This window comes from Legionella rowbothamii (assembly GCF_900639985.1).
In the GTDB taxonomy this organism is placed as follows: domain Bacteria; phylum Pseudomonadota; class Gammaproteobacteria; order Legionellales; family Legionellaceae; genus Legionella; species Legionella rowbothamii.
Genome location: NZ_CAAAIM010000002.1, coordinates 82,191 through 107,562, shown reverse-complemented (window position 1 = coordinate 107,562; position 25,372 = coordinate 82,191). Strand labels below are relative to the sequence as shown.

Below are 25,372 nucleotides of genomic sequence, written 5' to 3'. Positions count from 1 at the left end.
CGTGGCTTGATCCCCATATTCCAGCTTAGCTGTGGCTCAAACCGCAGTAATTCCTACTAATTGAAAGTTTTTTTGTGCATCCAGCTACAATACGAGAATATTGCACCTAACTATCTATTAAATAATAACAAAAAAAAATTTCCTAATTTCATGGATGACTTTATTTAACAGTATTGGTAGCATGGCGCTATCAAAAGGGATCGTTTTGCAAATGGAAATTGTTTATGCACAATATTGTTACTGTGCTCAAAAATCGAGCACAAAAATCTCCTGCCCGTAATGCCCTTCTTTATTTAGAAGATGGCCAATATGAAACACCATGGCTCTCGTATGGCGAGCTAGACCAACGCGCAAAAGCAATTGCCGCCTATTTACAAACCCAAAATAAGCCTGGCAATCGCGTTATTTTATTCTTCCCCACCGGCGCCGAATTTACAGCAAGCCTTATTGGTTGTTGGTATGCAGGAGCCATAGCCGTTCCGGTCCCCTGCCCTAAGGTGGAGGACATGCGGAAGCACCTGGACTTGTTTCATAGTATTGCAGACGATGCAGAGGCCACCATTGTCTTGACCACCGAAACCTATCGTCAGGCCTTGGATGCGGTGGTAACCAAAGAAATCCTTGTCCTCGCGAGCGATACCCTCGACCTAAACACCGCCGCCAATTATCAAACCACCATTCTTACAGACGAAAGCATTGCCTATTTACAATACACCTCTGGCTCAACTTCAGCACCCAAGGCAGCAATCATTACCCATGGCAATTTAAAACATAGTCTAAGCCAAACAATCAAAGCCTGGCATTACAATAATAAAAGTGTCACCCTCAATTGGGCCCCCCACACACATGTCTATGGACTGGTTTGTGGCTTACTAGTCCCCTTATATCATGGCAGCCCGGCAATTATCATGGCACCCTCAGCCTTTGTGCAAAAACCAGTGCTCTGGCTCAAAGCTATCAGCAAATACCGCGCCTCTCATGGCGGTGGGCCTAATTTTGGTTATGATTTATGCATTAGGGATATTAGCGAAACTGAGCTTGCCGAACTCGATTTAAAACAGTGGAAAGTCGCCGTCAATGGCGGGGAAATTGTTCAACAAAAAACGCTCACCACCTTTGCAGCAAAATTCCAAGCCTGTGGTTTTTCTTTAACCCACTTTTCCTCCGCCTATGGTATGTCTGAAGTGAGCGGAGCAATTGCCGTTACCTATGGACAAAAACCCTCGAATGGACAACAGCGCGTAAGCAGCGGAAAATTGTTAGGTGGATTACACGCCATCGCCGTAGATCCAGAAAGTGGCCGCCAGGTTGCTCCAGGAGAAATAGGCGAAATTTGGTTATCGGGCAAATCCGTGGTCCCTGGATATTGGCGTCGCCCAGAAGAAACAAGTGACCTCTTTAATGCACAAGTTCCCGGCGACCAACTCCATTATTTTAAAACCGGTGATTTAGGATTTATTAGCGCCAATGAACTTTATCTGACTGGTAGATTAAAAGAAGTGATGGTAATTTATGGGAAAAAATATTACCCCTTAGATTTTGAAATCACTATTGCCGAAACACTCCATCAATTCCAATTAAATTTACCGCAAATCGTATTTTCCACTAACATAGCAGGACAAGAAAAAATTATCGTAGTGCAAGAGCTGGAGCCAAATAGTGATTCAGCTTTGTGGCAACCCATTCAAGATGCCATTCATCATAGCCTGATGCGCCAACATGGCGTCGGTGTTCATGAGGTTTTCTTCACTCCCAAAGGAGCAATACCTCGCACCGATAGTGGCAAATTACAACGGAGAAAATGCCAGCAAGCCTTTGACGCAAAAACCTTAATCAAGCTTCATCCCCATAACATTCCCCCCCACGTCGTTGAGCAAAATGATGGGGCTTTAAAAACCCACTTTAGCGCTTTAGTTGCTAAAGTGTTGCAACTTCCTTCCGAGCAAATCGACTTGCATGTGCCTTTAAGCCGCTATGCCTTTAATTCCATTAATATCATTCAATTGGTTTCACTGCTTAATGAACACTATCAATTAAACCTATCCCCCGCAGGCCTCTATGAATACGCAACTTTGGCAGAGTTTTATGCAGATGTCTTAGCAAACCAAGGGGAAGTCGCCGCAATAAATACCCGCCAACCCAATCCAGATACATCATCAGACATTGCCATTATTGGGATGAGTGGTACCTTCCCTAAGGCTGCGGATGTAGATGCCCTATGGGATAATTTATGCCAAGCGAAAGACTGCATTAGTGAAATACCGACTTCCCGCTGGGATTGGCGTAATCTTACCGTGCAATGGGGCGGTTTTATGGAAAGCGTAGATCAATTTGATGCCAGCTTCTTTAACATCTCCCCACGCGAGGCCGAATTAATTGATCCGCAGCAACGTTTGTTTTTACAAACTGTATGGAAAACTATTGAGGACGCAGGCTATACCAGCAGCGCAATTGCTGCCATAAAGACCGGCTTATTTGTCGGGGTATTTAATCATGATTATGCAGAATTATTACAGCAAAACGAGGTGATGGATGCCTACCTGACTACCGGTACCATGAATAGCATGATTGCTAATCGCATCTCATACTTTTTAAATTTGCGCGGCCCGAGTGAGGCCATTGATACCGCCTGCTCCAGTTCGTTAGTCGCAATTCATCAAGCAGTGAATGCCATTCTTCAAGGTGATTGTGAACTAGCCATTGCCGGAGGGGTTAATACACTTCTGACCCCAACCTCCTTTATCTCTGCCCATAAAGCGGGCATGCTCAGTGAGGATGGGCGCTGTAAAACCTTCGACAAGCAAGCTAACGGCTATGTACGCGGTGAAGGGGTAGGCGCTCTTTTATTGAAAAAACTCACCAATGCTCTTGCAGATGGCGATCATATTTACGCGATAATCAAAGGCACCGCCATTAATCATGGCGGCCATGCCAGCAGTTTAACCGCGCCGAACCCCAATGCCCAAGCGGAAGTTATTGTGGCAGCCTGCCAACGAGCACAGGTGCCGGTTAACAGCATCAATTACATCGAAACCCACGGTACGGGAACCCCACTAGGGGATCCTATTGAGATCAATGGGTTAAAAAAGGCATTCCAACAGCTGGCCAAAGAACAACAGCTTGCAGAACTACCATCAAGCTATTGTGGTTTAGGTTCCCTAAAAACCCATATTGGCCATCTGGAATCAGCTGCAGGAGTCGCTGGCGTCATTAAAATTTTACTGTCCATGCGTCACGAACTAGTGCCCGCCAACTTGCATTTGCAGGAATTAAACCCCTACATTGAAATTAAAGACAGTCCTTTTTACATTCTAGAGCAATCCATGCCCTGGCCAAAAACGCCAAACCAAAATCCAAGGCGCGCAGGAATCAGCTCCTTTGGTTTTGGCGGCGCGAATGCGCATGTGATTTTGGAAGAAAGCCCGCCCAGGAAAAATAATGCCACCACCAAGCCTGCAGCGCCCTATTTGATTACCTTATCCGCTATGACCAGCGTTGCTTTACAACAACGCATGGCTGATTTACTCAACTGGTTACAACGCCAATCTGCTTTACCCTGTATGGCCACTTTAAGCTACACCTTAAATGCAGGGAGACAGCATTTCGACAAGCGTTTTGCCGTCATTGTCGAGCATGTTGCTGAACTCACGGAACTGTTGCAATTTATTCTCTCCGAGACCGATGCCACCCATAATTTAGCGGTAAGCAAACACCCCGCCGCCTTAATAGAACTGCGTGATGCGTACTTGCAAGGAAAACCTATTGATTGGCAGCAACTATATGGCACCTACCAAGAGCGGATTTCTCTGCCTAGCTATCCCTTTGCGAAAGAAAGCCATTGGGTTGAGAAAAAGAACAAAGTACGCCCTGGTTTACATCCGCTCATTGATGAAAATATTTCTACTTTAAACGCACCCGCATTTAGTAAGCAATTTACCGGTAATGAATTTTACCTAAGTGATCACCAAGTACATAACGAGTCGGTACTACCGGGTGTAGTCTGTTTGGAGATGGCACGCGTTGCTGCCGACCTGCTCTTAATTAATCAAGGAGTAGTAACCAGTTTAAGCCAAATTTTCTGGAAAAAAACCATTAAAGCAGCTGATTTGGCACAATCACTACAAATACATTTAACCCCGGAAGCAGAAGGAATTTCCTTTATGCTGAGCAATCCTGAAAAAACTCAGGAATACGTCAGCGGGCAAATTCACTATCAGACAGAAAAACCACAGCCCATCGCTTCCTCTTTGGACCTCCAGCAGCGGCTACTCACTTTACCAAAACAACAAAGTACAGAAGAAATTTACACCTACTTTAAACAGTCCGGTTTAGTCTATGGCCCTGAGTTTCAAGTGATACAATCATTGCATCATGATGAGGCTCATTTACTTGCCAAGTTATCATTGCCCAACGCAAAAACTGCCGAATTGGGCTTATACCCCAGCCTATTCGATGGCATCTTCCACAGCACTCAGGCACTACTGAAAAATCGCCATACCTTATATTTGCCTTTTGCGCTCGAACAAATGGATATTTATGCCAACTTACCAGAAACCTGTTATGTCTATGCTCAGTTAGTCTCGGAGGCACATGAAGAACAATTCCCCAGTTTTGATTTGCAGGTCACCGACCGCGAGGGAGTTTTATTATTGTTAATCACCGGCTTTACACTCTGCGCCCTGGATACAATAAAACCCGAAACTACGCTAAGCTATTATCAACCCATATGGCAGGAAGCACCATTGACGCCTGTTGCAACTACGGCAGCTAAGTCCATTCTTATTTTGGGCAGTAATCCAGCGACCATCAATTCCATCCAAATGCAATTTACACAGGCCAGCACGCAACTTATTGAAAATTACCATGTATCCAAAATTAAAGGGAATGCAGAGCCCCTACCTGAATACATTCTGTTGGCCCTGGAAGAACATGATGAAGCAAACTTGCCCATCGCCATGATGATCCAAAAACATTTGGCACAAACCTACTATTTGCTGCATTCTTTAGTCGCAGAAGTAATCAAATTAAAACCCGAACATCAGGTACAAATTCTGTGTATCAGTAAGGGAGGCTCTATTTTTGCGCGCGCCTTAGCAGGCTTAGCCAAAAGCCTGCATTTGGAGCAACCCCGTATTGCTTGCCGAATCATTGAGATGCATGATTTACACATGCTTGCCCAGGAGCTGGAGCAAGATGCAATTCAAGTACGTTATGATCAGCAAAATCGCCGTTACATCAATTCCTATATGCCCCTGCCTATGGCAAAGGCAATACCTACAACGCGAATAAAACAAGCTGGTGTGTATTTAATTACGGGTGGTATGGGGGGACTGGGCCATTTAGTAGCGCAACATTTGGCTATCCATCATCAAGCAAAATTAGTGTTAAGTGGGCGCTCCTCCCTAGCAAATGCTCAATTAAAGCAAATTGCCGAATTAGAACAACAGGGTGCCTCCGTACTCTATGTGCAAGCAGATGTCTCACGTGCTGATGAGGCACAAGCACTGATTCGCCAAGCAAAGCAGCATTTTGGCACCCTTAATGGCATTATTCATGCCGCCGGCATCACACAGGATGGCTTTATTAGTCAAAAAACCACGGAAGAAATGGCTGCGGTTCTAGCGCCCAAAGTACAAGGCGTATGCTATTTGCATGCGGCCACCAGCAAAGAGCCTTTAGACTTTTTTGCCGTATTTTCCTCCGTCGCCTCCATCTTTGGTAATGCGGGGCAAAGTGATTATGCCTATGCAAATTGCTTCCTTGATGAATTTGCCCATGAACGCGAGCAGCAAAGAAGCCACGGACATTGTTCTGGACTTACGCTGACCATCAATTGGCCCTTCTGGGAGGAAGGTGGGATGACCCTCGCTCCCGAATACCTGCAGGAATTGCAACGCAGTTTGGGAATAATCAGCCTTAGCACTATGCAAGGTTTAGCCGCCTTTGTGCATGCCTTAGAGCATGCAGATACCCAATGCATCGTATTACCTGGATATCAACACCAATTAAGACAAGCATTAGAAAGTCATGCCCACATCGCAAAAGCGAACGCGAAGCCCACGGCCATTACCAGCCCAGAGCTGCATACACAGGCCGCAGTTTTATTAAAAACCTTAATTGCAGAAACCTTAAAACTAACCCCAGAGCAATTAGATAAAGACTTGGCTTTTGAACATTATGGGATTGATTCCTTGATGATTATTCAATTGAATCAACGCTTAGAGCGCGAATTTAGCGCCCTACCGAAAACCTTATTCTTTGAATACCAAAACCTAGCCGCCTTAACCGATTATTTTGTTAAGCATCATGCACAACAATTAGCACAGCGCCTTAATACAACAAGCCCCCTAACCCCAGAGAAGACACCAACCTCTTCTTTAGCAATATCTACGAAACGCCTGCAGCTTGCGAGCAGCAAAAAAGCAGCCTCCTCGATTGGCAAAGATGATATTGCCATTATTGGCATAAGCGGCCGTTTTCCCCAAGCACAGAACTTGGCAGAGTTCTGGGAGAATTTACAAACAGGAAAAGATTGCATTACGGAAATTCCCAGCGAACGCTGGGATTTATTGAATTATTTTGATGCGGATAAAGACACGCAGGCTAAGACCTACAGTAAATGGGGTGGTTTTTTAAGTGATGTCGATAAATTCGATCCTTTATTTTTTAATATTTCGCCTCGCGAAGCAGCACTCATGGATCCCCAAGAGCGCCTGTTCTTAGAAACAGCCTGGAAAACCATCGAGGATGCAGGCTATGCGCGCGAGCAATTGGCTGGGAGGAACGTGGGCGTCTATGTGGGCGTCATGTATGGGGAATATCAATTATTCGCCACTGAATATCAAGAAACACCGCAATTTGTGCCCACAAATTCGGTATTCGCCTCAATTGCCAATCGCGTCTCCTACTTCTTTGATTTTCATGGTCCCAGCATCGCCTTAGATACCATGTGCTCCTCATCGCTTACCGCCATTCATTTAGCCTGCCAAAGCCTACGCGAAGGCGAGTGCCAATTAGCTCTTGCTGGTGGAGTAAATCTATCCCTACATCCCAACAAATATTTATTATTAAGTCATGGAAAATTTTTAGCCAGTGATGGGCATTGCCGTAGCTTTGGTGAAGGTGGTGATGGTTATGTTCCGGGTGAGGCCGTGGGAGCTGTTTTATTAAAGCCGCTATCCCTGGCCCTGGAAGATGGTGATGCCATTTATGCAGTAATTAAAGGCAGCCAACTTAATCATGGTGGCAAAACCAATGGCTACACCGTGCCTAATCCAAATGCCCAGGCAGAATTGATTGCAGCAACCTATCAGCAAGCCAATATTCACCCCTCTATGGTTAGCTATGTGGAAGCACATGGTACTGGAACCTCCTTAGGTGATCCCATTGAAATTGCAGGATTAAATAAAGTCTTTAAACACGATGAGGACAGCAAATATGCTCTTGGCTCGGTAAAGGCGAACATAGGTCACTGCGAAGCAGCTGCAGGTATTGCCGCGCTTGCTAAAGTGGTACTGCAATTACAGCATCAACGTCTAGTGCCTTCAATTTTATCGGAAACCTTAAATAGTAATATTGACTGGTCAAGCACCCCATTTACCGTACAGCAAAGTTTAAGCGAGTGGCCTGCTTCATCACAAGGGCCGCGCATCGCAGGGATTAGCTCTTTTGGTGCCGGGGGTGCCAATGCTCATTTAATTCTTGCTGAAGCACCCAGCCAAGCCCCATCTGCATCCAAAGCCAAATCACACTATTTGTTAACCCTGTCTGCAAAAACAAAAGCAGCCTTAAAACAACGTGCCAGCGACCTCTGCCACTGGTTAGAACGCAATCCTGCAGTCAATCTGCAGCAGATTAGCTATACCTTAAATGCCGGTAGAAGCCATTTTGATTACCGCTGCGCTTTAGTGGCTAGCTCGGTTAACGAAGCCATCCTATTGCTTCAACAAGTAGATGCACCAACTCTGCCCACTCATTTATTCATGCAATTGCAGGGCAAATCGAAAACAGGGCAAGAAGTAATCGGCAATACCTTAATCCCCCTACTGATGCAGCAATTAGCCTCAGGACAACAGTATGAAGACAACTTACTCGCCTTAGCCAAATTTTACGTTGACGGCTATGCTCTCGATTGGCAGCAAGTGCATGCGCATGAAGCACGGCAAAAAATCGCATTACCTACCTATCCTTTTGCTAAAGAACGTTATTGGTATAACGATGCGGAACACTTCCCTGTACCGCTACAACCTCAGGCAGTCCTTTCTTCAGAAACCTCAAATGAGAAAGTAAGTGCTTTTTTAATACGACAGGTCTCACAGCTATTAAGCATTGCACCCCAACGCCTAGTGGCAGAAAAAAGTCTGGGTGAATATGGCATGGATTCGGTACACTTTATTGAATTAGCCAAACGCATTGCTGAGCACTATAAGGCTGAATTTACCCCTGCAGTTTTCTACACTCACAGCAGCATTCTGGAAATTGGCCAATACATTATGGCGCAATTTCCCGAGACGACTATGCAAGCGCATCACAACATCGCGCCCTTACCCAGTAAGACCTATACGCCTAAAGTGCGGCACATCAAGTCTGACACCAGTCCTGATATCGCCATTATTGGTATTCATGGTATCTTCCCGCAATCCGAAGATTTAACCAGCTTTTGGCAGCATTTGCTCGATGGTCACGACCTAGTCACGGAAGTACCCCTGGAGCGCTGGGATTGGCGCACTCATTATGGGGATAGCACCCAACATCCGAATAAAAGTAATTCCAAATGGGGTGGCTTTATCAAGGATATGGATCAATTTGATGCCGCCTTCTTTAACCTTTCCACACGTGAAGCAAACCTGATGGATCCACAACATCGCCTCTTTTTAGAAAGCGTGTGGAAAAGCATCGAAGATGCCGGCTACAACCCACTAGAGCTGAGCTCAGCTAAAGTTGGGGTTTTTGCTGGAGTCGAGTTTAGCGAATATCAAACCCTAATTGCCAAACAACAAAAAGACTTCCACGGCTTTATTGCCACCGGAAATTCGCACAGCATGTTGGCTAATCGGGTTTCCTACTTCTTTAATTTCCAAGGTCCTAGTGAAGCGGTGGATACTGCTTGCTCTAGCTCGCTAGTAGCCATTCATCGTGCCGTACAAGCCATTCGTTATGGCGAATGCGAGGTTGCCATTGCAGGTGGTGTGAGTTTAATGCTCAACCCCGATACCCTGATTGTAACGAGTCAACTGGGGGCACTTTCTGCCGATGGTCGTTGTAAGACCTTTGATAAATCAGCCAATGGTTATGTCAAAGGTGAAGGGGTTGGCAGTATTTTACTTAAACCCTTAGCACAAGCACGACGCGATAGGGATCATATTTATGCAGTAATCAAGGCTTCGGCGGTAAATCATGGCGGCAAAGCACAATCCCTAACCGCACCAAATGCTAAAGCGCAAAGTGAATTACTGATCAATGCCTACACCCAAGCCAATATAAGTCCCGAAACCATCAGCTACATTGAAACCCATGGCACCGGTACCGCCTTGGGCGACCCGACAGAGATTGAAGGACTCAAACTAGCCTTCGCAAGCTTGCTAGGCCAGCAAGCTAAATCGGCCAGCATTGGTCTTGGCTCGGTGAAAACGAATATTGGCCATTTGGAACCCGCTTCAGGAATTGCAGGCTTGATGAAATTAATCCTGGCAATGACCCATGAGCAATTACCCGGTCTCTTACACTTACATGAATTAAATCCTTTTATTAATTTGGCAGATAGCCCATTCTATATTGCTCAAAAACCACAACGCTGGGCACGTCGCCAAAACAATGCGGGTCAGGAAATACCACTACGCGCGGGAATTAGCTCTTTTGGTTTTGGTGGCACCAATGCTCATATGGTGTTGGAAGAAGGCCGTCCGCATCAGCAGCCGATAGAGCTCCAGCAAGTAAAACCTTATTACTTACTAACCCTCTCAGCAAAACAAGCGCCAAGCTTACAGCACAAGATCAAAGCGTTAAAACACTGGCTGGAACAACAGCAAAACCCAGTATCCTTAAGTTCCCTAAGCTTTACCCTCAATGTCGGTAAAGCACATTTCTTGCATCGTTGTGCCTTGGTCGTGGCTTCCGTGGAAGAGCTATTAGCCGCTCTAAACAGCTTAAGCAATGATGAAACTCCCGAATTTTGTCTGTTAAATGAAGGGCAAACCTACTCCATGCAGGGCCCGGTCTTACATGAGGTTTATCAAGCCACCCTCAATGCCTTGCAACAAGGAACAGATACAAGCCAGTATCGCCAGAAGCTATTTATTTTAGCGGACTTATATACGAAGCATTACCCTATTGATTGGTCTCTTCTCTATGCCGAAGAGCCCAAACAACGTATTGCCTCCTTACCCGCATATCCTTTTGTCAAACAACGCTATTGGTATGATTTAGAGTTGCAGCCTGCAACAATAGTCAGCAAAACTCTGCCTCTGACGCTAAATAATTTGACCGCTAACGATTTGAACAGCTGGACACTGAGCTACTTAAAACAAATCTTTGCGGAAAAACTTCGTACCAATCCAGAACTCATCGATGCCAATGAAACCTATGAAGTTTATGGAGTAGATTCCCTTATTGGTTTGGAAATTACCAACCGCTTGGAAAAAGACTTTGGCACCCTGCCCAAAACCCTACTGTATGAGCGCAATCGCCTTAAGGATTTAACGGCTTATTTTGTAAAAAAACACCGCGAACAATTAATTGCCTTAGGCGCCCACGAAACCTCCGCAATTAATTTAGAAATCCCGGCAGTGCCCATTGCTCAGGAAACGATAAGTGAGCCGGAAGCGCCAACACCCAGCTCCCGCGACATTGCCATTATTGGTTTAAGCGGTACCTTCCCCATGGCAAACACCATGGATGAGTTTTGGCAGAATTTAAGTTCCGGACGCGATTGCGTGGGTGAAGTACCCAATGATCGTTGGGATTATAAACAACATCCTGTACTGATTGGTGGTAAAGAACAATACCTCCCTCATGGAGGATTCATCCCCGATGTCGACAAATTTGACCCCCTCTTTTTTAATATTTCTCCCCGTGATGCCGGGCTAATGGATCCACAAGAACGTTTATTCATGCAATCCGTTTGGTCCACCTTAGAGGATGCCGGTTATACCCGGGAAAAATTAAAGCACCGCACCAACAATGCGGTGGGCGTCTTTGCTGGGGTTACCTACAATTTCTATCCTTTATTTATTGCCGAAGAATGGCAAAAGGGCAATCAGGTTCCTTTAGATATTCAATCCTTCTCGATTGCCAATCGTATTTCCTATTTCCTGGATATCAACGGCCCGAGTTTTGTGGTGGATACGGCTTGCTCCTCATCACTTGCCGCCATTCATTTAGCCTGCGAAAGCATACTCCGTGGTGAATGTGCCATGGCCATAGCCGGGGGAGTAAATCTGTCCTTACACCCAAGCAAATATCATTTCTTAGGCAGCTTCAATTTTATGTCCGAACAAGGGCGCTGTACCAGTTTTGCTGAAGGAGGCACCGGCTATGTGCCTTCAGAAGGAGTAGGTTCGGTCTTACTAAAACCATTGGATGCAGCCATCGCGGATAATGATACAATTTATGGCGTCATTAAAGGCAGCAGCATGAATCATGGGGGCAAAACTAGTGGCTATACGGTACCCAACCCCAATGCCCAGGCAGCGGTGATTCTGCAAGCCCTAAAGACAGCCAATATTAATCCTCGCAGCATCTCCTATATTGAGGCGCATGGAACAGGAACCTCCTTAGGCGACCCAATCGAGATTCGCGGCTTACAAGAAGCCTTTGAAACCTTTAGCCAAGATACGCAATATTGCGCTATTGGTTCAGTTAAATCGAATATCGGTCACTTGGAGTCGGCAGCAGGAATTTCCCAATTAGCGAAAGTATTATTGCAAATGCGCCATCAACAACTTGCGCCCAGCCTGCATGCAGAGCAATTAAATCCCTTTATCGATTTCCAAAATTCACCCTTCTATGTGCAACGGGAGCTTAAAGACTGGATACCCGAGAATAATATGGCACGTCGGGCCGGATTAAGCTCCTTTGGTGCGGGGGGAGCCAATGTGCATATGATTGTTGAGGAATACCAAGCGAACACTCAGCCAATGACTACCAATACTGGACCCTACCTCTTCGTACTCTCGGCATTGAATGAAGATCGGCTCAGCGCCCGCGTACAACAAATGTACCAGTATTTGCAAAATAACCCGCATACCGATGTACCAGCTTGGCTACAAAATGCGTGCTACACCTTACAAGTAGGCCGTGAAGCAATGACCGCACGATTAGCGATTATTGCCGCGACCAAAGCCGAGTTGCTCACCACCCTGGCTCATTATCCACAAAGGGCTCCCAATATGTGGATCAATCTGCAAGCCGCCAATAGCATGCCACCGGCTGATTTAGCTACCTTAATTCAAGGGGGGCGCCATGCTGAATTAGCACAACATTGGGTTGCAGGCGTTAAAATCGATTGGCAACAGCTCTATGCCCAAGAATGCCGACAAATTGTTTCTTTACCAACCTACCCCTTTACCAAGCGTCGTTGCTGGATTCCTACCCGTGAGGTAGAGAAGCCGGCTATTGCGCCTGTAACTCCTCTTCCCGTTACAGGGCCAATACCAGTAATTGCAGCACCGACTTCGTTAGATGCGCAAGAGTGGCTCTACGCCACCCGTTGGGAAAATACTCCTCTTGCAAGTACAAAAGATAGCAAGATTTCTGCTGGGAAATGGTTAATCTTTAGTGATCAAGAATTAGGTTTGCTCTTACAAGAAGGACTGGGGGCTAATGCATGTATTTATTGTTTTTCCGGTGAACAATATAGCAAACTCAGCGAACAAGTGTATTACATTAACCCAGAACAAAAAACAGATTACGAGCTCCTATTTGCTGCCATTCATCAAGAACATGCCCAGCAATTACAAGGAATTATTTATTTAAATAGTCGTGCCTCAGCCGATCCGACTTTGGCCTTATTCTATTTATTTAAAGCGCTGATTCAGCACACTTGGCCCGTGCAATTATTGTTTAGCCTAGTATCTCAAGAAGCGCAACAGGTAAGTAATTCTGACTGCGTCGACATGTGGCAGCATCCGCTCTGGTCCATGACCCGTATTTTTGCCGCCGAACAAGCAAATTATCAGGTGCTCCTTTTAGACCTAGATGCCAAAGCCAGCCTACGCCAAAATGCGCAAAACCTAATTCAGGAACTGGGTGTACTCCAAGCCCACCAAAATCATATTGCCTATCGCGATCAGGAGCGTTATAGCATTCGTTTTACCACAGAATCATTGCCGGCTAATCTGCCAGCATGGACTCCGCCTGTCGCTGCCTTAATTACCGGGGGACTGGGAGCCCTCGGTTATGAAGTAGCCGACTATGTCGTGGCCCAGGGCACGCGCTTTGTCTTACTAACTGGGGCAACCGAGCTATCAGCGCAAACTATCGAAAAAAATACCTTGCTGCAGCAATTAGCAGCCAAGGGCGTCCAGGTTAAATATGCTGCTGTCGATGTGGCTGATCAAGAAAAGATGTACCAGCTTATCCAAGAAACGGAAAAAGCTTGGCAGCAGCAGATTGATGGCGTGTTTCATTTAGCCGGAGTCACTACTGATAATGTACCAATTGCCGAGATGGAGGAAAGCCTGTGGCGTGACGTACTCAAGGTTAAGGTCCAAGGTGCTCTGGTTTTACATGAGCTCTTCATGCAGGTCCCCTTATCCAGCTTTGTGTTATTTTCCTCGATTGCCGCCGTACCTCATTTTGGGATGGCTGGGCTTAGTGCCTATGCCGTTGCCAATGAGTTTCTCAGCGGCCTGGCGCTCTACCGCCGCAGTCAGCAATTACCCGCCTTAAGTATTAACTGGGTCGCCTGGTCAGAAAAGGGCATGAGCCATCGCCATAATCATGATGCCTTTTTAGATGCCGTGGGCATGGCGTCCTTAAGTATTAAAGATGGCCGGAGCATTTTGGATGCGCTGCTACGCAGTAACCCCGGGGAAATTACCGTATGTAAGATGCAGTGGAAAAAGTTTTTCCAAGTGAATGCGACCGCGAAACAGTTGGACTTTTTTGCGCATTTTGCAGCCGAATATGCACCAAACAACCACACAGCGGTGATTTCTAAGCTCAACCCCGAACAAATCACAACCTTGGTTCTGCAGCTCTTTGCCAATGTTCTAGCCTTAGAACAGAATGAAATCGATGCGGAAATACCTTTTGAACAGTATGGCATGGACTCCATTACCGGCATTAATTACACCGAAAAATTAGGTACTCACTTTCCGGATGTGGTATCACCGATGGATTTATATCGCTACCCCACGCTGAAGCAATTAACTGAGTACATCCTACAACGGGTACAGATTGAGATCTTACCAACACCGCCCCCGTTAACAAAAGAAGAAGAGTTAAATCTGGATCAGCTGGATTATGCCCAATTGAATGAACTTCTTGAAGCGGAATTAAAAGAACTGGAGTTGGCTTATGACTGATACGACGACCTTAAAAAATGCTCTGCTGATGATCAAAAAACTGAAAAAGAAACTGCAAGAGCAGCAGGAAAAGTTATTTGATCCGATCGCCATTATTGGCATGAGTTGCCGCCTGCCACAAGCACGTAATCTTCAGGAGTTTTGGGATTTATTAAAGCTAGGTAAAAACATTATTACCCCCATTCCAGAAGAGCGTTGGGAACTACTCAAAGAAACACAGGAAAAAACTCAACGCAATCCCAACTTAGCGTATTGGGGCGGTTATTTAGCGGATATCGATGCCTTTGATGCCTATTTTTTTGGCATTAGCCCTCGTGAGGCATTGCGTATGGACCCCCAGCAACGCCTGCTCTTAGAAGTAGCCTATGAATCGCTGGAAGATGCCGGATTAACGCTGGATAACTTAACCGGTTCGAATACTGGCGTTTTTTCCAGCTTGTATGCAAGCCAGTTTAGCCATTTACAACAGCTCGACTCCGACATGGATGCCTTACTGATTCCCACGGGAAGTGCCATCAGTATGGGAGCTAATCGCATTTCCTACATTTTAGATTTACATGGGCCTAGTATGGTTTTAGATACTGCCTGCTCATCATCCCTTATTGCTGTACAATTAGCCTGCTTAAACTTGCAAGCCAAACTTTGTGATCAAGCCTTGGTAAGTGCCGTTAATATTAATCTGCTACCCTCGATTCATGCAATATTAGCGAAAGCTACCATGCTGTCCCCCACGGGACAATGCCACACCTTCGATGCGCAAGCGGATGGCTATGTCCAAGGAGAAGGAGCGGGGGCTATTGTGTTAAAGCCACTGTCACGCGCCTTGCAGGATAAAGATAAAATCTATGCGGTCATTACCGGCAGTGCCGTGAACCAAGATGGGAAAACTAATGGGCTTACAGCGCCCAATGGCTTACAGCAAGAACAATTACTACGTGATGCCTATCGCCATGCGCAAACGGATCCAGCGCATATTTCTTACATCGAATGCCATGGTACCGGCACCTTTCTTGGCGACCCCATCGAGGCACAAGCTCTAGGTGAAGTCATCGGCAAAAGACGTGAAGAACAAAAACCTTGTTGGATTAGCTCGGTGAAAACCAATGTGGGACATTTAGAACCTGCAGCGGGAATTATCAGTATGATCAAAACTGCGTTAATCTTAAAAAATGGGGTCATACCTCCCCATCTCAATTTTCAGCAAGCCAATCCTCATATCCCCTTTGCTAAATATCATTTATCCATTCCGCAAAAACCTGAACCATTACCACGCTATGGGGAGGTTGCGGTTGCCGGAGTGAGCGGCTTTGGTTTTGGTGGGGCCAACGCCCATATCGTGTTGCATGAATTGTCGTTAAGTGAACAATTTGTACCAGCTCCCGGAATCAGTGGCCACCCTGAATTATTTACCCTGTCGGCAAAAGATGCCGGCGCATTAAAAGATTTAATTAGCTTATGGCAAATCTACTTAAAAAACAATTCCGGCATCAACTTAGGCCAGCTTTGCTATAACTTACATTTACGCCGCAGCCACTATCCGCTGCGGCTGGCTATTATTAGCAACTCCATTGCCGATTTATCGCATAAACTAACCACCTTGAGCGCCAATCCGCAGCAAGCCATTGAGGGTGTTTTTATTAACTTTGAAGCAAAAAAGAATAATAATGCAGCGAAAATCAGCGAATTTTCAGATGTAACAAATTTAGCAATTAGCTATGTGAGTCAAGCAAGCATCGATTGGAAAAAATATGAAGAACCGCGTTCTTATGCAGCAATAGATTTGCCTTTATATCCCTGGCAGCATAAAAAATATTGGCCACGCCTAGGGCCGGGGGATAAACATGAAGCGGTAGTAAGCTATCCCTTGCGGGGCAAAATGCTCGCCTCCCCCTTATCATTACAGCAATTTGAATTTGTCTTCGATCATCAAGCCCTACCCGAAATCCAAGATTCGTTTTATGTCTTACATGCTGGCTATTACTTGGAAATGCTGGCCTATGCGGCCAAGCAACTTGCCCCCCAAGCACAATTAAACATTCAAGAGTTAAGTTTTTCATCTCCATTATTAGTGCTCGCCGGAAAAACCGTATGGGTTCAGCTTATTATTGAATCGACCCGCAATAACCAACCCATAGCCTTTAGTTTTTATAGTAGTGATAACCAAAAGAATTGGATAAAAAATGCCCTTGGCATCCTGAGCCTACAACCAGAATCATCAGCCCAGGCTCTAAAAGACCAAGAGTTACCCCATCAGTACCACGGCACTGCTGAGTCTTTTTACCAACGCATTATCAATATGGGTATGCCTGCAGGCGACAGCATTCGGTGGACGGAGCAGTTCTGGACAAAAGACAGGAAACTCTTGAGTGAATTACGTGCCCCTAAAATCACGGATCGCAGTGGGCAATTTATGCTGCAGATGCATCCTGGAATTATTGATGCCTGTATTCAAACCCTCTTTTTACTCTTACCACAACAGCTGATGAAGCCTTACATTGCATCACAGATAGGACAAATTACAATTCATCGCCATGCGACACCAAAGTATATTTATACCGTCTTAAAAGAATTACCCCCGGAAGGCAAAACCATTATTGGTGACTGGTATTTATTAGATGAACAATATCAAGTGCTGATGAAATGCGCCAATTTATGCATGACCCAGCTAAATGACACCATGCAAATCGACAAGATGATGCACATTCAAGCCCAATTTCAATGGGATGCATCGCGGCCCTTTACGGAATGCAAAACGCAACTTATTGAGTATTTAACGGAACAATTCGCCATTATTTTCGCAATGCCAGTTTCTGATGTAAATATACACCTCTCATTGCATGATTTAGGCATGGACTCATTGATGGCTTTAGCTGTAATTCGGGTTATTGAAGCAAACTTGGGCCTTAATTATTCACTACCCTTCATTATGCAGGGCCCCTCCATTCAAGAAATAGTGGAACAAATATTAGTGGATAAAAACATCAAACCCCAAACAGCCCCGGCAGCGGCCAAGAACAATAGCCTTTGGCTCGCCAGTCGCAAAATAAAACCGGAGGCGAAACTACGGCTATTTTGCTTTCCTTATGGAGGTGGAGGTGCTTCTATTTATCGCGAGTGGCAACAAGAATTCCCAGACTTTATTGAGGTTTGCCCAATTCAATTACCGGGCAGGGAAAATCGGATGAGAGAGTCCCCCATTACCAATATTGATACGCTGATTCCGTTACTGGCCACCGAGTTACGCCCTTATTTTGATTTACCTTTCGCCTTTTTTGGCCATAGCTTTGGCTCACTTATCAGCTTTGAACTCACTCGCTATTTACGCCGCCATCATCTAGACCTGCCAGTACATCTTTTTGCCTCAGCCTACCCCGATCCGCGCCTCCCCTCCAAGAGCCTGGATAACCTACTACATACCTTAAAGCAAATGCAGGTGAACTTATTTGATTTAGATCAGGAGCGCTTAGGACAATTGGATGAGCACCAATTAAGTACTTTAGCCATGGTGTTTAGAGATAATGGCATCGTTGATTACAGTGATGAACGAATGAATAAGAGCATCATTCAAGTTTTACTGCCCATTTTTGTCGGAGATATGAATATTGTAAAGAGCTATACTTATATTCCTGAGCCACCATTGCAGTTAGCGACTACAGTATTTTTAGGGCAACAGGATACCTGGGTGAGTCCCGAAGACCATCAAGGCTGGAGTACACATTCGCTGTTAGGCTGTGAATTTAAGTCATTTAATAGTGGCCATCTGTTCATCAGAGAAAAAGAAATAAGAACGCAGGTTATACACAAAATTACTGAAGCATTATGTCATTTTAATGAAGTAGCGTATGAACTAGGGACTGTTTAGCAGCGCCTATAAATAATAAGGAAAAATTATGACGGAAATGGCTAAAGTTGTTCGCTTTCATGAAACGGGAAACGCTGAGGTATTAAAAATTGAAGAGCAGCCCTTGCCCAATCCCGCTCCTGGAGAGGTACGTTTAAGAGTACATGCCATTGGTTTAAATCGAGCAGAAGTCATGTTTCGCAAAGGGCAGTATTTAGTGGACCCACAGCTCCCCTCCAAAATAGGTTATGAAGCCTCTGGAATTGTTGAAGCAGTAGGTATGGGGGTAGACTCGGAATTGCTTGGTAAAAAATTCAGTACTATTCCCTGTTTTAATATGAGCAGATATGGGGTTTATGGTGATGTAGCTATTGTGCCCGCATACGCTCTTGCCGCATACCCTGAAGAGCTTTCTTTTGCGGAAGGAACTGCTATTTGGATGCAATACTTAACTGCCTATGGCGCGCTAGTCCATTATGGCAAACTCAGCAAAGGAGACTATGTCCTCATTACAGCTGCCAGCAGTAGCGTAGGAGTAGCCGCGATTGAAATTGCCAAGGCACAAGGGGCGATTAGCATTGCAACCACACGTACAGCGAAGAAAGAGTCCGCTTTAAAAGCACTCGGCGCAGATCATGTCATTGTCACGGATATTGAAGATTTGCCGACACGCGTACACGAAATTACCCAAGGCAAAGGCGCTCGTATTGTTTTCGACCCCATTGGCGGACCAGGAATTGAAAAACTTGCCGCAGCTGTAGCAAATCAAGGGATAATCTTTGAGTACGGGGTCTTATCCAATGAGCCCACACCCTATCCCTTATTCGATGCTTTAGCAAAAGGCTTCTCTATCCGTGGTTATACCTTGTTTGAACTAACAAGCACGCCACATCTCCTGGCCCAAGGCGTACATTATGTTTCTGAGCATCTGAAAAATAAGGTCCTTAAGCCGAAAATTGCCCAGACATTTAAATTAGAGCAGATTGTCGAAGCCCATCAATACATGGAGTCTAATGAGCAAATCGGCAAAATTGTCGTATTGGTTTCTTAATCGACGTAACTGGGTTACTTACAATGCGCTCATATATACATCATTACGTAAGCCCCATGCCTTGCTACGGGGCTTTTAATTGCTCTCATCGAATGGAGAAGCCGCGGCAATTCGTTCATTTATAAGAATGAGTATTACTTAATCACATGGAGCTTAGAATGACAAATACACGGATCGATTTTTATAAAACATCCCCAGAAGCACTCAAAGCAATGATGAGTGTTGAAAAATATGTTAACTGCTCCAACTTGGATAAATTATTACTCGAACTGGTCAAACTACGCGTCTCACAAATCAATGGCTGTACCTTCTGTGTCGACATGCATTGCGCCGATGCGATTAAAGCAGGGGAGTCACAAAGACGATTAAACACTGTGGTGGTATGGCGTGAAGCCCCTTTTTTTACCGAGCGTGAACGTGCAGCGCTAGCATGGGCAGAAGCAGTGACCTTATTATCAGAAACGCATGTACCCGATGAAGTGTACCAAGAAATGCGTGCTCATTTTGATGAACAAGAGGCAGTCGATCTGACGATGGCCATCATAGCTATTAATGGCTGGAATCGCCTGGCCATAAGTTTTCGTAAGTTGCCATTAGAATAATTTTGATATGCGTCACGGATAGGTATGTCATCCTGAATGAGCTTAAGTAGCATATGCTCACTCATACTCCTACCTATGCCTCATTCACGAGGACCTATCACTAGGATAAAAGCAAACCGCCATTTCCTAAGGCATTCCACATGGCGCATAAGAGCTTGTCGCCTCTGCTGCAGGCTCTTTTTTATGACTGCGCCAAAACCGTTGTAGGGTTTGCGTCGCTTGAGTTACTTTATCTCCTTGCTCTCTAAGCACCCCACATCCTACCTCCATCCATGAAAGGTCACTAGCCCCTTGGGACGCTTCATTAATTAAACGAATAGGCGTTTTAGAAACACTAAAACCAGCAATCTCTTTAACCATCCTCAGAACCTGACTATTCAATGTGTCAAGAAGAGCACCAGGGCCGGAAATAGCCACAACATAAAAATAAAAATACTGTTCACAATGCTGAGGAAAGGCTGCTTTCAATGCCTGTCTAAAATCTAAAACGTTATTCGCGGTTCTTTCTGGCTTCGCGATAAAATAGTTTTGCGTAAATTGCCGATAATCATTGATGGCAGCTTCATCTAAAGTGACCGTTTTTCCAAAAATGCAGACAATATAATCCAAAGGAATATTAGCAATATAATCAATGTTTAAGTAGTTGGTATAAATCGTTTTACGATGACTTAGCAGAAAACCATGCTCCGTATTCTTTGCATAGATAAAATCTGTATTCAGGTACTCTATTTCCATAGGAGCCACTGTCGTATCCAAGGTTAGATTTAAAACTAAAGCAGGGAGAGAACTCATCGATGCTGGTTCTGGTCCATAGTTAATCTTTTTATCAAGATCTGAATAGGCCCCCAACGTTAATACGGGTGATAATAGTCTGAAAATATCTGAAGCAATCACTGGATGACCTGCAGGATGAGTTAGTTCTAACATTGCCATCTCAAATAATTTCAGTTGTATTTTCTTATCCTTCCAACTCCCATTGACTAATTCCCCTTTGATAAAGTCTGTGGTCATTAAGGCAATATCGTATTTATTGCAAAAAGAAGTCACATAGTGAACATCCCTATCCGCATTACTACTAAAATCTGTTAATAAAATGAGCTTCTCACCACGCTCTCGGTAAGACATGCTTTGTTCAATTAGCCTGAGTTCATTGACGATGCCACCAAGCGGATGGGTTCCTTTTTTAGGAAACCAAATTTTCAAATGATTCAGATATGCGGGCATTAGAACCTACTAATCAACAAAAGACGGAATTTAGAGGAAATAGCGTTTCTTGTCGATAACTTTGCACAATATTACCGATTTTAGGAAAGCCGACCCTATGTAATCAGGCTCACCCTAAACCAACTCCCTAATAATACTCGAGAAACTTATTAAATCCGGCTATAATTTAATTTGACGCATAATTTGTGGGCTCAGCAATGGATAGGCATGATAACAAACAAAGAAACCAAAGTTTTCTTTGGAAAATAAGGCCAATTAAGTTAAACAAATTCATATTAAACAGTTTATTTATTATCGCCTTATTAATTCTAGTGATGATTGGCGGTAAATCCTATTGGCAACTCAGATCATTAACCGAAACCAATCGCTGGGTTATTCACACTTATAAAGTAATAGGACAGGTAGATAGTGCCTTATATACCTTAACCGCAATGGAATCAGCTCAACGAGCTTACCTTATTACCGAAAACATCAATTTTTTAAAGGATTTAAAAACATTCAAACCCACCTTGAATAATCATTTAAACAACCTCAACACCCTCACCCGAGATAATTCAGAGCAAAATGAACGCATACTTCAATTTACCAAATTAGCTGAAGAGCGCGTAACCGTGCTCATGCAATTAGCTGAACTGAAAAGCAAAGCTCAATTTAATACCCCACAAGGCTTAGCCAATTTTTATGAAAATAATGAAGTTTCTGAGCAAATCAAAAGCTTAGGGGAAGAAATCAAAGCGATAGAAGAAGTCTTGTTGAAAACTAGAAATGAAGCCTTAATGCACGGTGTGTATGCCAATGAACTCTTCATCATTTATGGCAGTCTTTTCAGCATGGTGCTGTTAATCATACCCTTCATACTGGCTAACTTTGAGTTAATTAACCGCAAAATTATCGAGTACAAAAACCGTGATGTACGCAATTATTTAAAACAAATTCTTGAAAGCACTAGTGATGGTATTGCCGCTTTAGATAAAGGATCTCAAGTGCAAATTTTTAATGAACTGTATCAAACTCAATTCAAAAAAATATTTGATTGCTCTTTAACCCAAGGAATGACGTTCGAAAAAGCTTTTGTCAATGTGCCGGAAAACAAACGTAACCTGACTCAATCCTGGCTTAACTCTCTACGTTACGATAAACAAATTACGGTTCTTGAGTTTGAACATGAGGGAAAAAAAAATATTTTTGAGTTAAGTTCTAGTCCCATTATTAATGAACGCAATGAAATCAATGGCTTAGTCCATAATGTGAGCGACATTACTAATCGCGTACGCGAACATACTGAGCTTGAAGAATCCTATAAAAAACTAACCGCCAGCATCAAAGAATTAGAAATAAAAAATGAACAAATAACCCTAATGATTGATATGAGCGACATTATGCTTGCCACCAACTCATTGAAAGAATTAAGCAGTATCATGGGCAAATATGCCCAACAATTGCTCACTTTTTGCAGCGGCTATCTCTATGTGATGCATCCGTCAAAAAACTACTTAGAAATGGCAGGCCGCTGGGGAACTCCGACCGCTCAGGAATCTATTTTTAACCCAGAACAATGCTGGGCAATCAGGCTTGGGCGCCCCCATAAAATTGTTAAATCACATCATGAATTAGTTTGTGAGCATTTCCATGCTGAAGACGAGAGAATGCATACCATCATGTGCGTACCATTGATGGCACAAAATGATATTTATGGCCTACTGTATATGGAAATCGCGAAAGAGTCGTTTACCTTAAATCAAGATCAACAGCTTCTTATCACCGCCTTTGCTGAGTTGACTGCATTAGCATTGGCTAATGTGCGCTTACGGGATAACCTACGCCATCAATCCATACGTGACCCATTAACCGGCTTATTTAACCGACGTTTTCTAGAAGATGGACTTTTCAAACAAAAACTCCGAGCAAAAAGTGAAAAGAGCTCTTTTGCCATCTTAATGCTTGATTTAGATCACTTTAAAAAAATTAATGATACCTTTGGCCATGATGCTGGAGACATGGCATTAAAAGAAGTTGGCTCCCTATTAGAGCATGCTACGAAAACTGGAGATTTGGCTTCCCGATATGGTGGCGAAGAGTTTGTTCTCATCTTTCATAACATAAATATAGAAGACGCCAAAGTAAGAGCTGAACAAATAAGACTTGCAGTAACGAAAATACGCCTCAAATATGGCGCACAACCCATCGGCCCCCTAAGTATTTCCATAGGTATTGCCATGTACCCAACCGACAGTGAGGATACAGAAAGACTTATCGAATTAGCAGATAAAGCCTTATATGCAGCCAAGAATAAAGGCCGTAATGCCGTGGTTGCATTTTCAGGCGAGAGGGAAGAAAAGAACATTTAATTCCAATTAATAGCACTGACTTAAATTTTTCTTGGCAAATAATCTTGACGCATTACAGGGGCTAAAACCGCGGTAATAGGTCGTCTATTCGCCTCATAGTACCTATTTGGCTAAGAAAAACTTAAATAAAAATCATTACCAGTCGCCTTAGAATAATTTTAGTTAGCCTCTTTAAAGCCAAATAAACCTTTTATTTTATTGAAGATCCCTTCGGCTTCTTCTTCAAAACCTTCTAGTTGTTGTACCATAGTTAATTCTTCTTCATTGAGCTCAACACCTATCTTACTCAATGCCTCTTGAGGACTGGCTTTTAAATCATCTAATAAAGGCAGGATCATTTTTTATGGCTTCAAGTACCCTCATGACCTTAGGACTTTGACTCATTAAACTGTTTAGATCCATGATAATTACTCCTGAGTTCTTTAGAATCCTATAAAGACCACACTTAATTATAGTTCAAAAAATAACCTGCCTTTCTTAGTTAAACCTTTAAGCAATGCTCCAATTAATCTGACCACCGATTACTGTTGTCTGGGTGTTTGTATGTCCTTTAAGTGCCGTCAATTGAGAAGCAAAATTAATCGGCATTTGCTTAAAGAAGGAATGCCCCACACCAAAGTCAAAGCCTAGCATTTCCGTAGCTTGGAAATGTGCACCAACTGCAGCCACAGTAGCACTGCCTATGGGATCAGCAACCCCTCGGTCTTGGTTATTAGACGGCGTATTCATAAATTGCAGCCCACCACGTAATAACCACTGATTTGTTGCCTTAAAGGTCGCCCCCACGGAATAATCAAAACAATTATGATAATTGAAAGGAATGGTCACAGAACTGGGCACCCCAAATGGAGTCTGCGTGTGCTTCATGGTGATTTTATTGAAGGTTTTCCAATTGGTATAAAATGCGGTAAACATCCCCGTCCAGCGTGAGGTGAAATCGTGCTGCAGACTTAGCTGAGCGCGGGCAGGAAGTGCTGCGTCCGTTTTTTGCGCCGAGGTGCGAAATAGAGCAGGACCATTATTAGGTGCATAAACCGTACTATGCCCGGTAGTGTGAATAGAAATCAACGAATTATAACTAAAACCAACACGGGTTTGCCTAGTCACATCAAACAAAGCGCCAGCATTCCAACCATAACCCCAGCCGGTTAAATGATTTTTTAAGGTAGAGTCGCCCATAAAGGACAGCGGTGGGCCATATTTATTATTTAAAGTAAAGGCCAAACGTAACGCATCAAAACCCGCACCAACCGCAAAACGCTCGTTAATCTTAACTGCCAGGCTCGGCCCCATATCCATACCAACAACCTGTGAACGTGTTGCGGCATAACGCGTGATGACATCCGGAGTGGAACCATAATTCGTGCCTAATCCAAATGGAGTTGTAAAATGTACACCCGCACTCACCCGCTTGCTTAGTGGGGCGGTGTAATAAAAGGAGGGCATGAAGGCATTAATTCCACTATGAGCAACGCCAGACTGCACGATTGGTTCAGGAAATGAATAGGAGGGAGTACGTGCGCTACCGGTAAAATTAGCAGTTCCGGTAATTCCTAATGCATTAACAACGACCTGTTGATGTGGCAATTTCACCATCCCAGCCGGATTCGTGTATGCCGTACTGGCATCATCTGCAGCAGTAGCCCAATCCGCATAGGCAACACCTAATCCTGCTGAGTTAACAAAAGGTAAACTAAAGTCAGACGCTATAGCCTGAGAGACACTGCACAGTGAAGCAATGGCTAGGGATAAATGAGATAATTGGCGCACATTAACGTCCT

At 44.2% G+C, this 25,372-nt stretch carries 8 protein-coding genes; 5 read left to right on the top strand and 3 right to left on the bottom strand.

What is annotated here, in order from left to right; genetic code table 11:
* Positions 1-224: 224 nt before the first annotated feature.
* The 4 genes from E1P08_RS05735 (at position 225) to E1P08_RS05720 (ending at position 20,019) form a co-directional block, all read left to right on the top strand.
* Positions 225-14,525 (top strand): SDR family NAD(P)-dependent oxidoreductase, encoded by a 14,301-nt coding sequence (locus E1P08_RS05735; protein WP_133136077.1) that lies wholly within the window; start codon positions 225-227, stop codon positions 14,523-14,525.
* Entirely contained in the window at positions 14,518-18,387 is a 3,870-nt protein-coding gene (locus E1P08_RS05730; protein WP_133136076.1) for a beta-ketoacyl synthase N-terminal-like domain-containing protein, read from the top strand. Before E1P08_RS05735 ends, E1P08_RS05730 begins: the two co-directional genes overlap by 8 nt.
* A 28-nt stretch (positions 18,388-18,415) precedes the next feature.
* Positions 18,416-19,417: a zinc-dependent alcohol dehydrogenase family protein gene (locus E1P08_RS05725; RefSeq protein ID WP_242602389.1), complete on the top strand. Its 1,002-nt coding sequence runs from the start codon at positions 18,416-18,418 to the stop codon at positions 19,415-19,417.
* Between the two features lie 158 nt (positions 19,418-19,575).
* Entirely contained in the window at positions 19,576-20,019 is a 444-nt protein-coding gene (locus tag E1P08_RS05720) for a carboxymuconolactone decarboxylase family protein (RefSeq protein ID WP_133136075.1), read from the top strand.
* Between the two features lie 126 nt (positions 20,020-20,145).
* Here the strand turns inward: E1P08_RS05720 and E1P08_RS05715 are convergent, their stop codons facing one another.
* Positions 20,146-21,243 carry a hypothetical protein gene (locus E1P08_RS05715; RefSeq protein ID WP_133136074.1) on the bottom strand — a complete coding sequence of 366 codons (1,098 nt, stop codon included), beginning with the start codon at positions 21,241-21,243 and terminating at the stop codon, positions 20,146-20,148.
* Between the two features lie 197 nt (positions 21,244-21,440).
* Here E1P08_RS05715 and E1P08_RS05710 point away from each other — a divergent pair, with 197 nt between their 5' ends.
* Entirely contained in the window at positions 21,441-23,591 is a 2,151-nt protein-coding gene (locus tag E1P08_RS05710) for a GGDEF domain-containing protein (RefSeq protein WP_133136073.1), read from the top strand.
* 158 nt (positions 23,592-23,749) lie between these two features.
* On the opposite strand, the gene E1P08_RS05705 is transcribed toward E1P08_RS05710, so the two are convergent.
* Both E1P08_RS05705 and E1P08_RS05700 read right to left on the bottom strand, forming a co-directional pair.
* A complete protein-coding gene (locus E1P08_RS05705; RefSeq protein WP_242602388.1) occupies positions 23,750-23,929 on the bottom strand; it encodes a hypothetical protein in 180 nt (59 codons plus the stop codon).
* A gap of 151 nt (positions 23,930-24,080) precedes the next feature.
* Entirely contained in the window at positions 24,081-25,361 is a 1,281-nt protein-coding gene (locus tag E1P08_RS05700) for an OmpP1/FadL family transporter (protein WP_133136072.1), read from the bottom strand.
* Positions 25,362-25,372 lie beyond the last annotated feature (11 nt).

Excerpts from the sequence above, each read along its gene's own strand:
- E1P08_RS05735 (WP_133136077.1), top strand. The coding sequence starts at position 225 with ATGCACAATATTGTTACTGTGCTCAAAAATCGAGCACAAAAATCTCCT.
- E1P08_RS05730 (WP_133136076.1), top strand. The coding sequence starts at position 14,518 with ATGACTGATACGACGACCTTAAAAAATGCTCTGCTGATGATCAAAAAA.
- E1P08_RS05725 (WP_242602389.1), top strand. The coding sequence starts at position 18,416 with ATGACGGAAATGGCTAAAGTTGTTCGCTTTCATGAAACGGGAAACGCT.
- E1P08_RS05720 (WP_133136075.1), top strand. The coding sequence starts at position 19,576 with ATGACAAATACACGGATCGATTTTTATAAAACATCCCCAGAAGCACTC.
- E1P08_RS05715 (WP_133136074.1), bottom strand. The coding sequence starts at position 21,243 with ATGCCCGCATATCTGAATCATTTGAAAATTTGGTTTCCTAAAAAAGGA.
- E1P08_RS05710 (WP_133136073.1), top strand. The coding sequence starts at position 21,441 with ATGGATAGGCATGATAACAAACAAAGAAACCAAAGTTTTCTTTGGAAA.
- E1P08_RS05705 (WP_242602388.1), bottom strand. The coding sequence starts at position 23,929 with ATGATCCTGCCTTTATTAGATGATTTAAAAGCCAGTCCTCAAGAGGCA.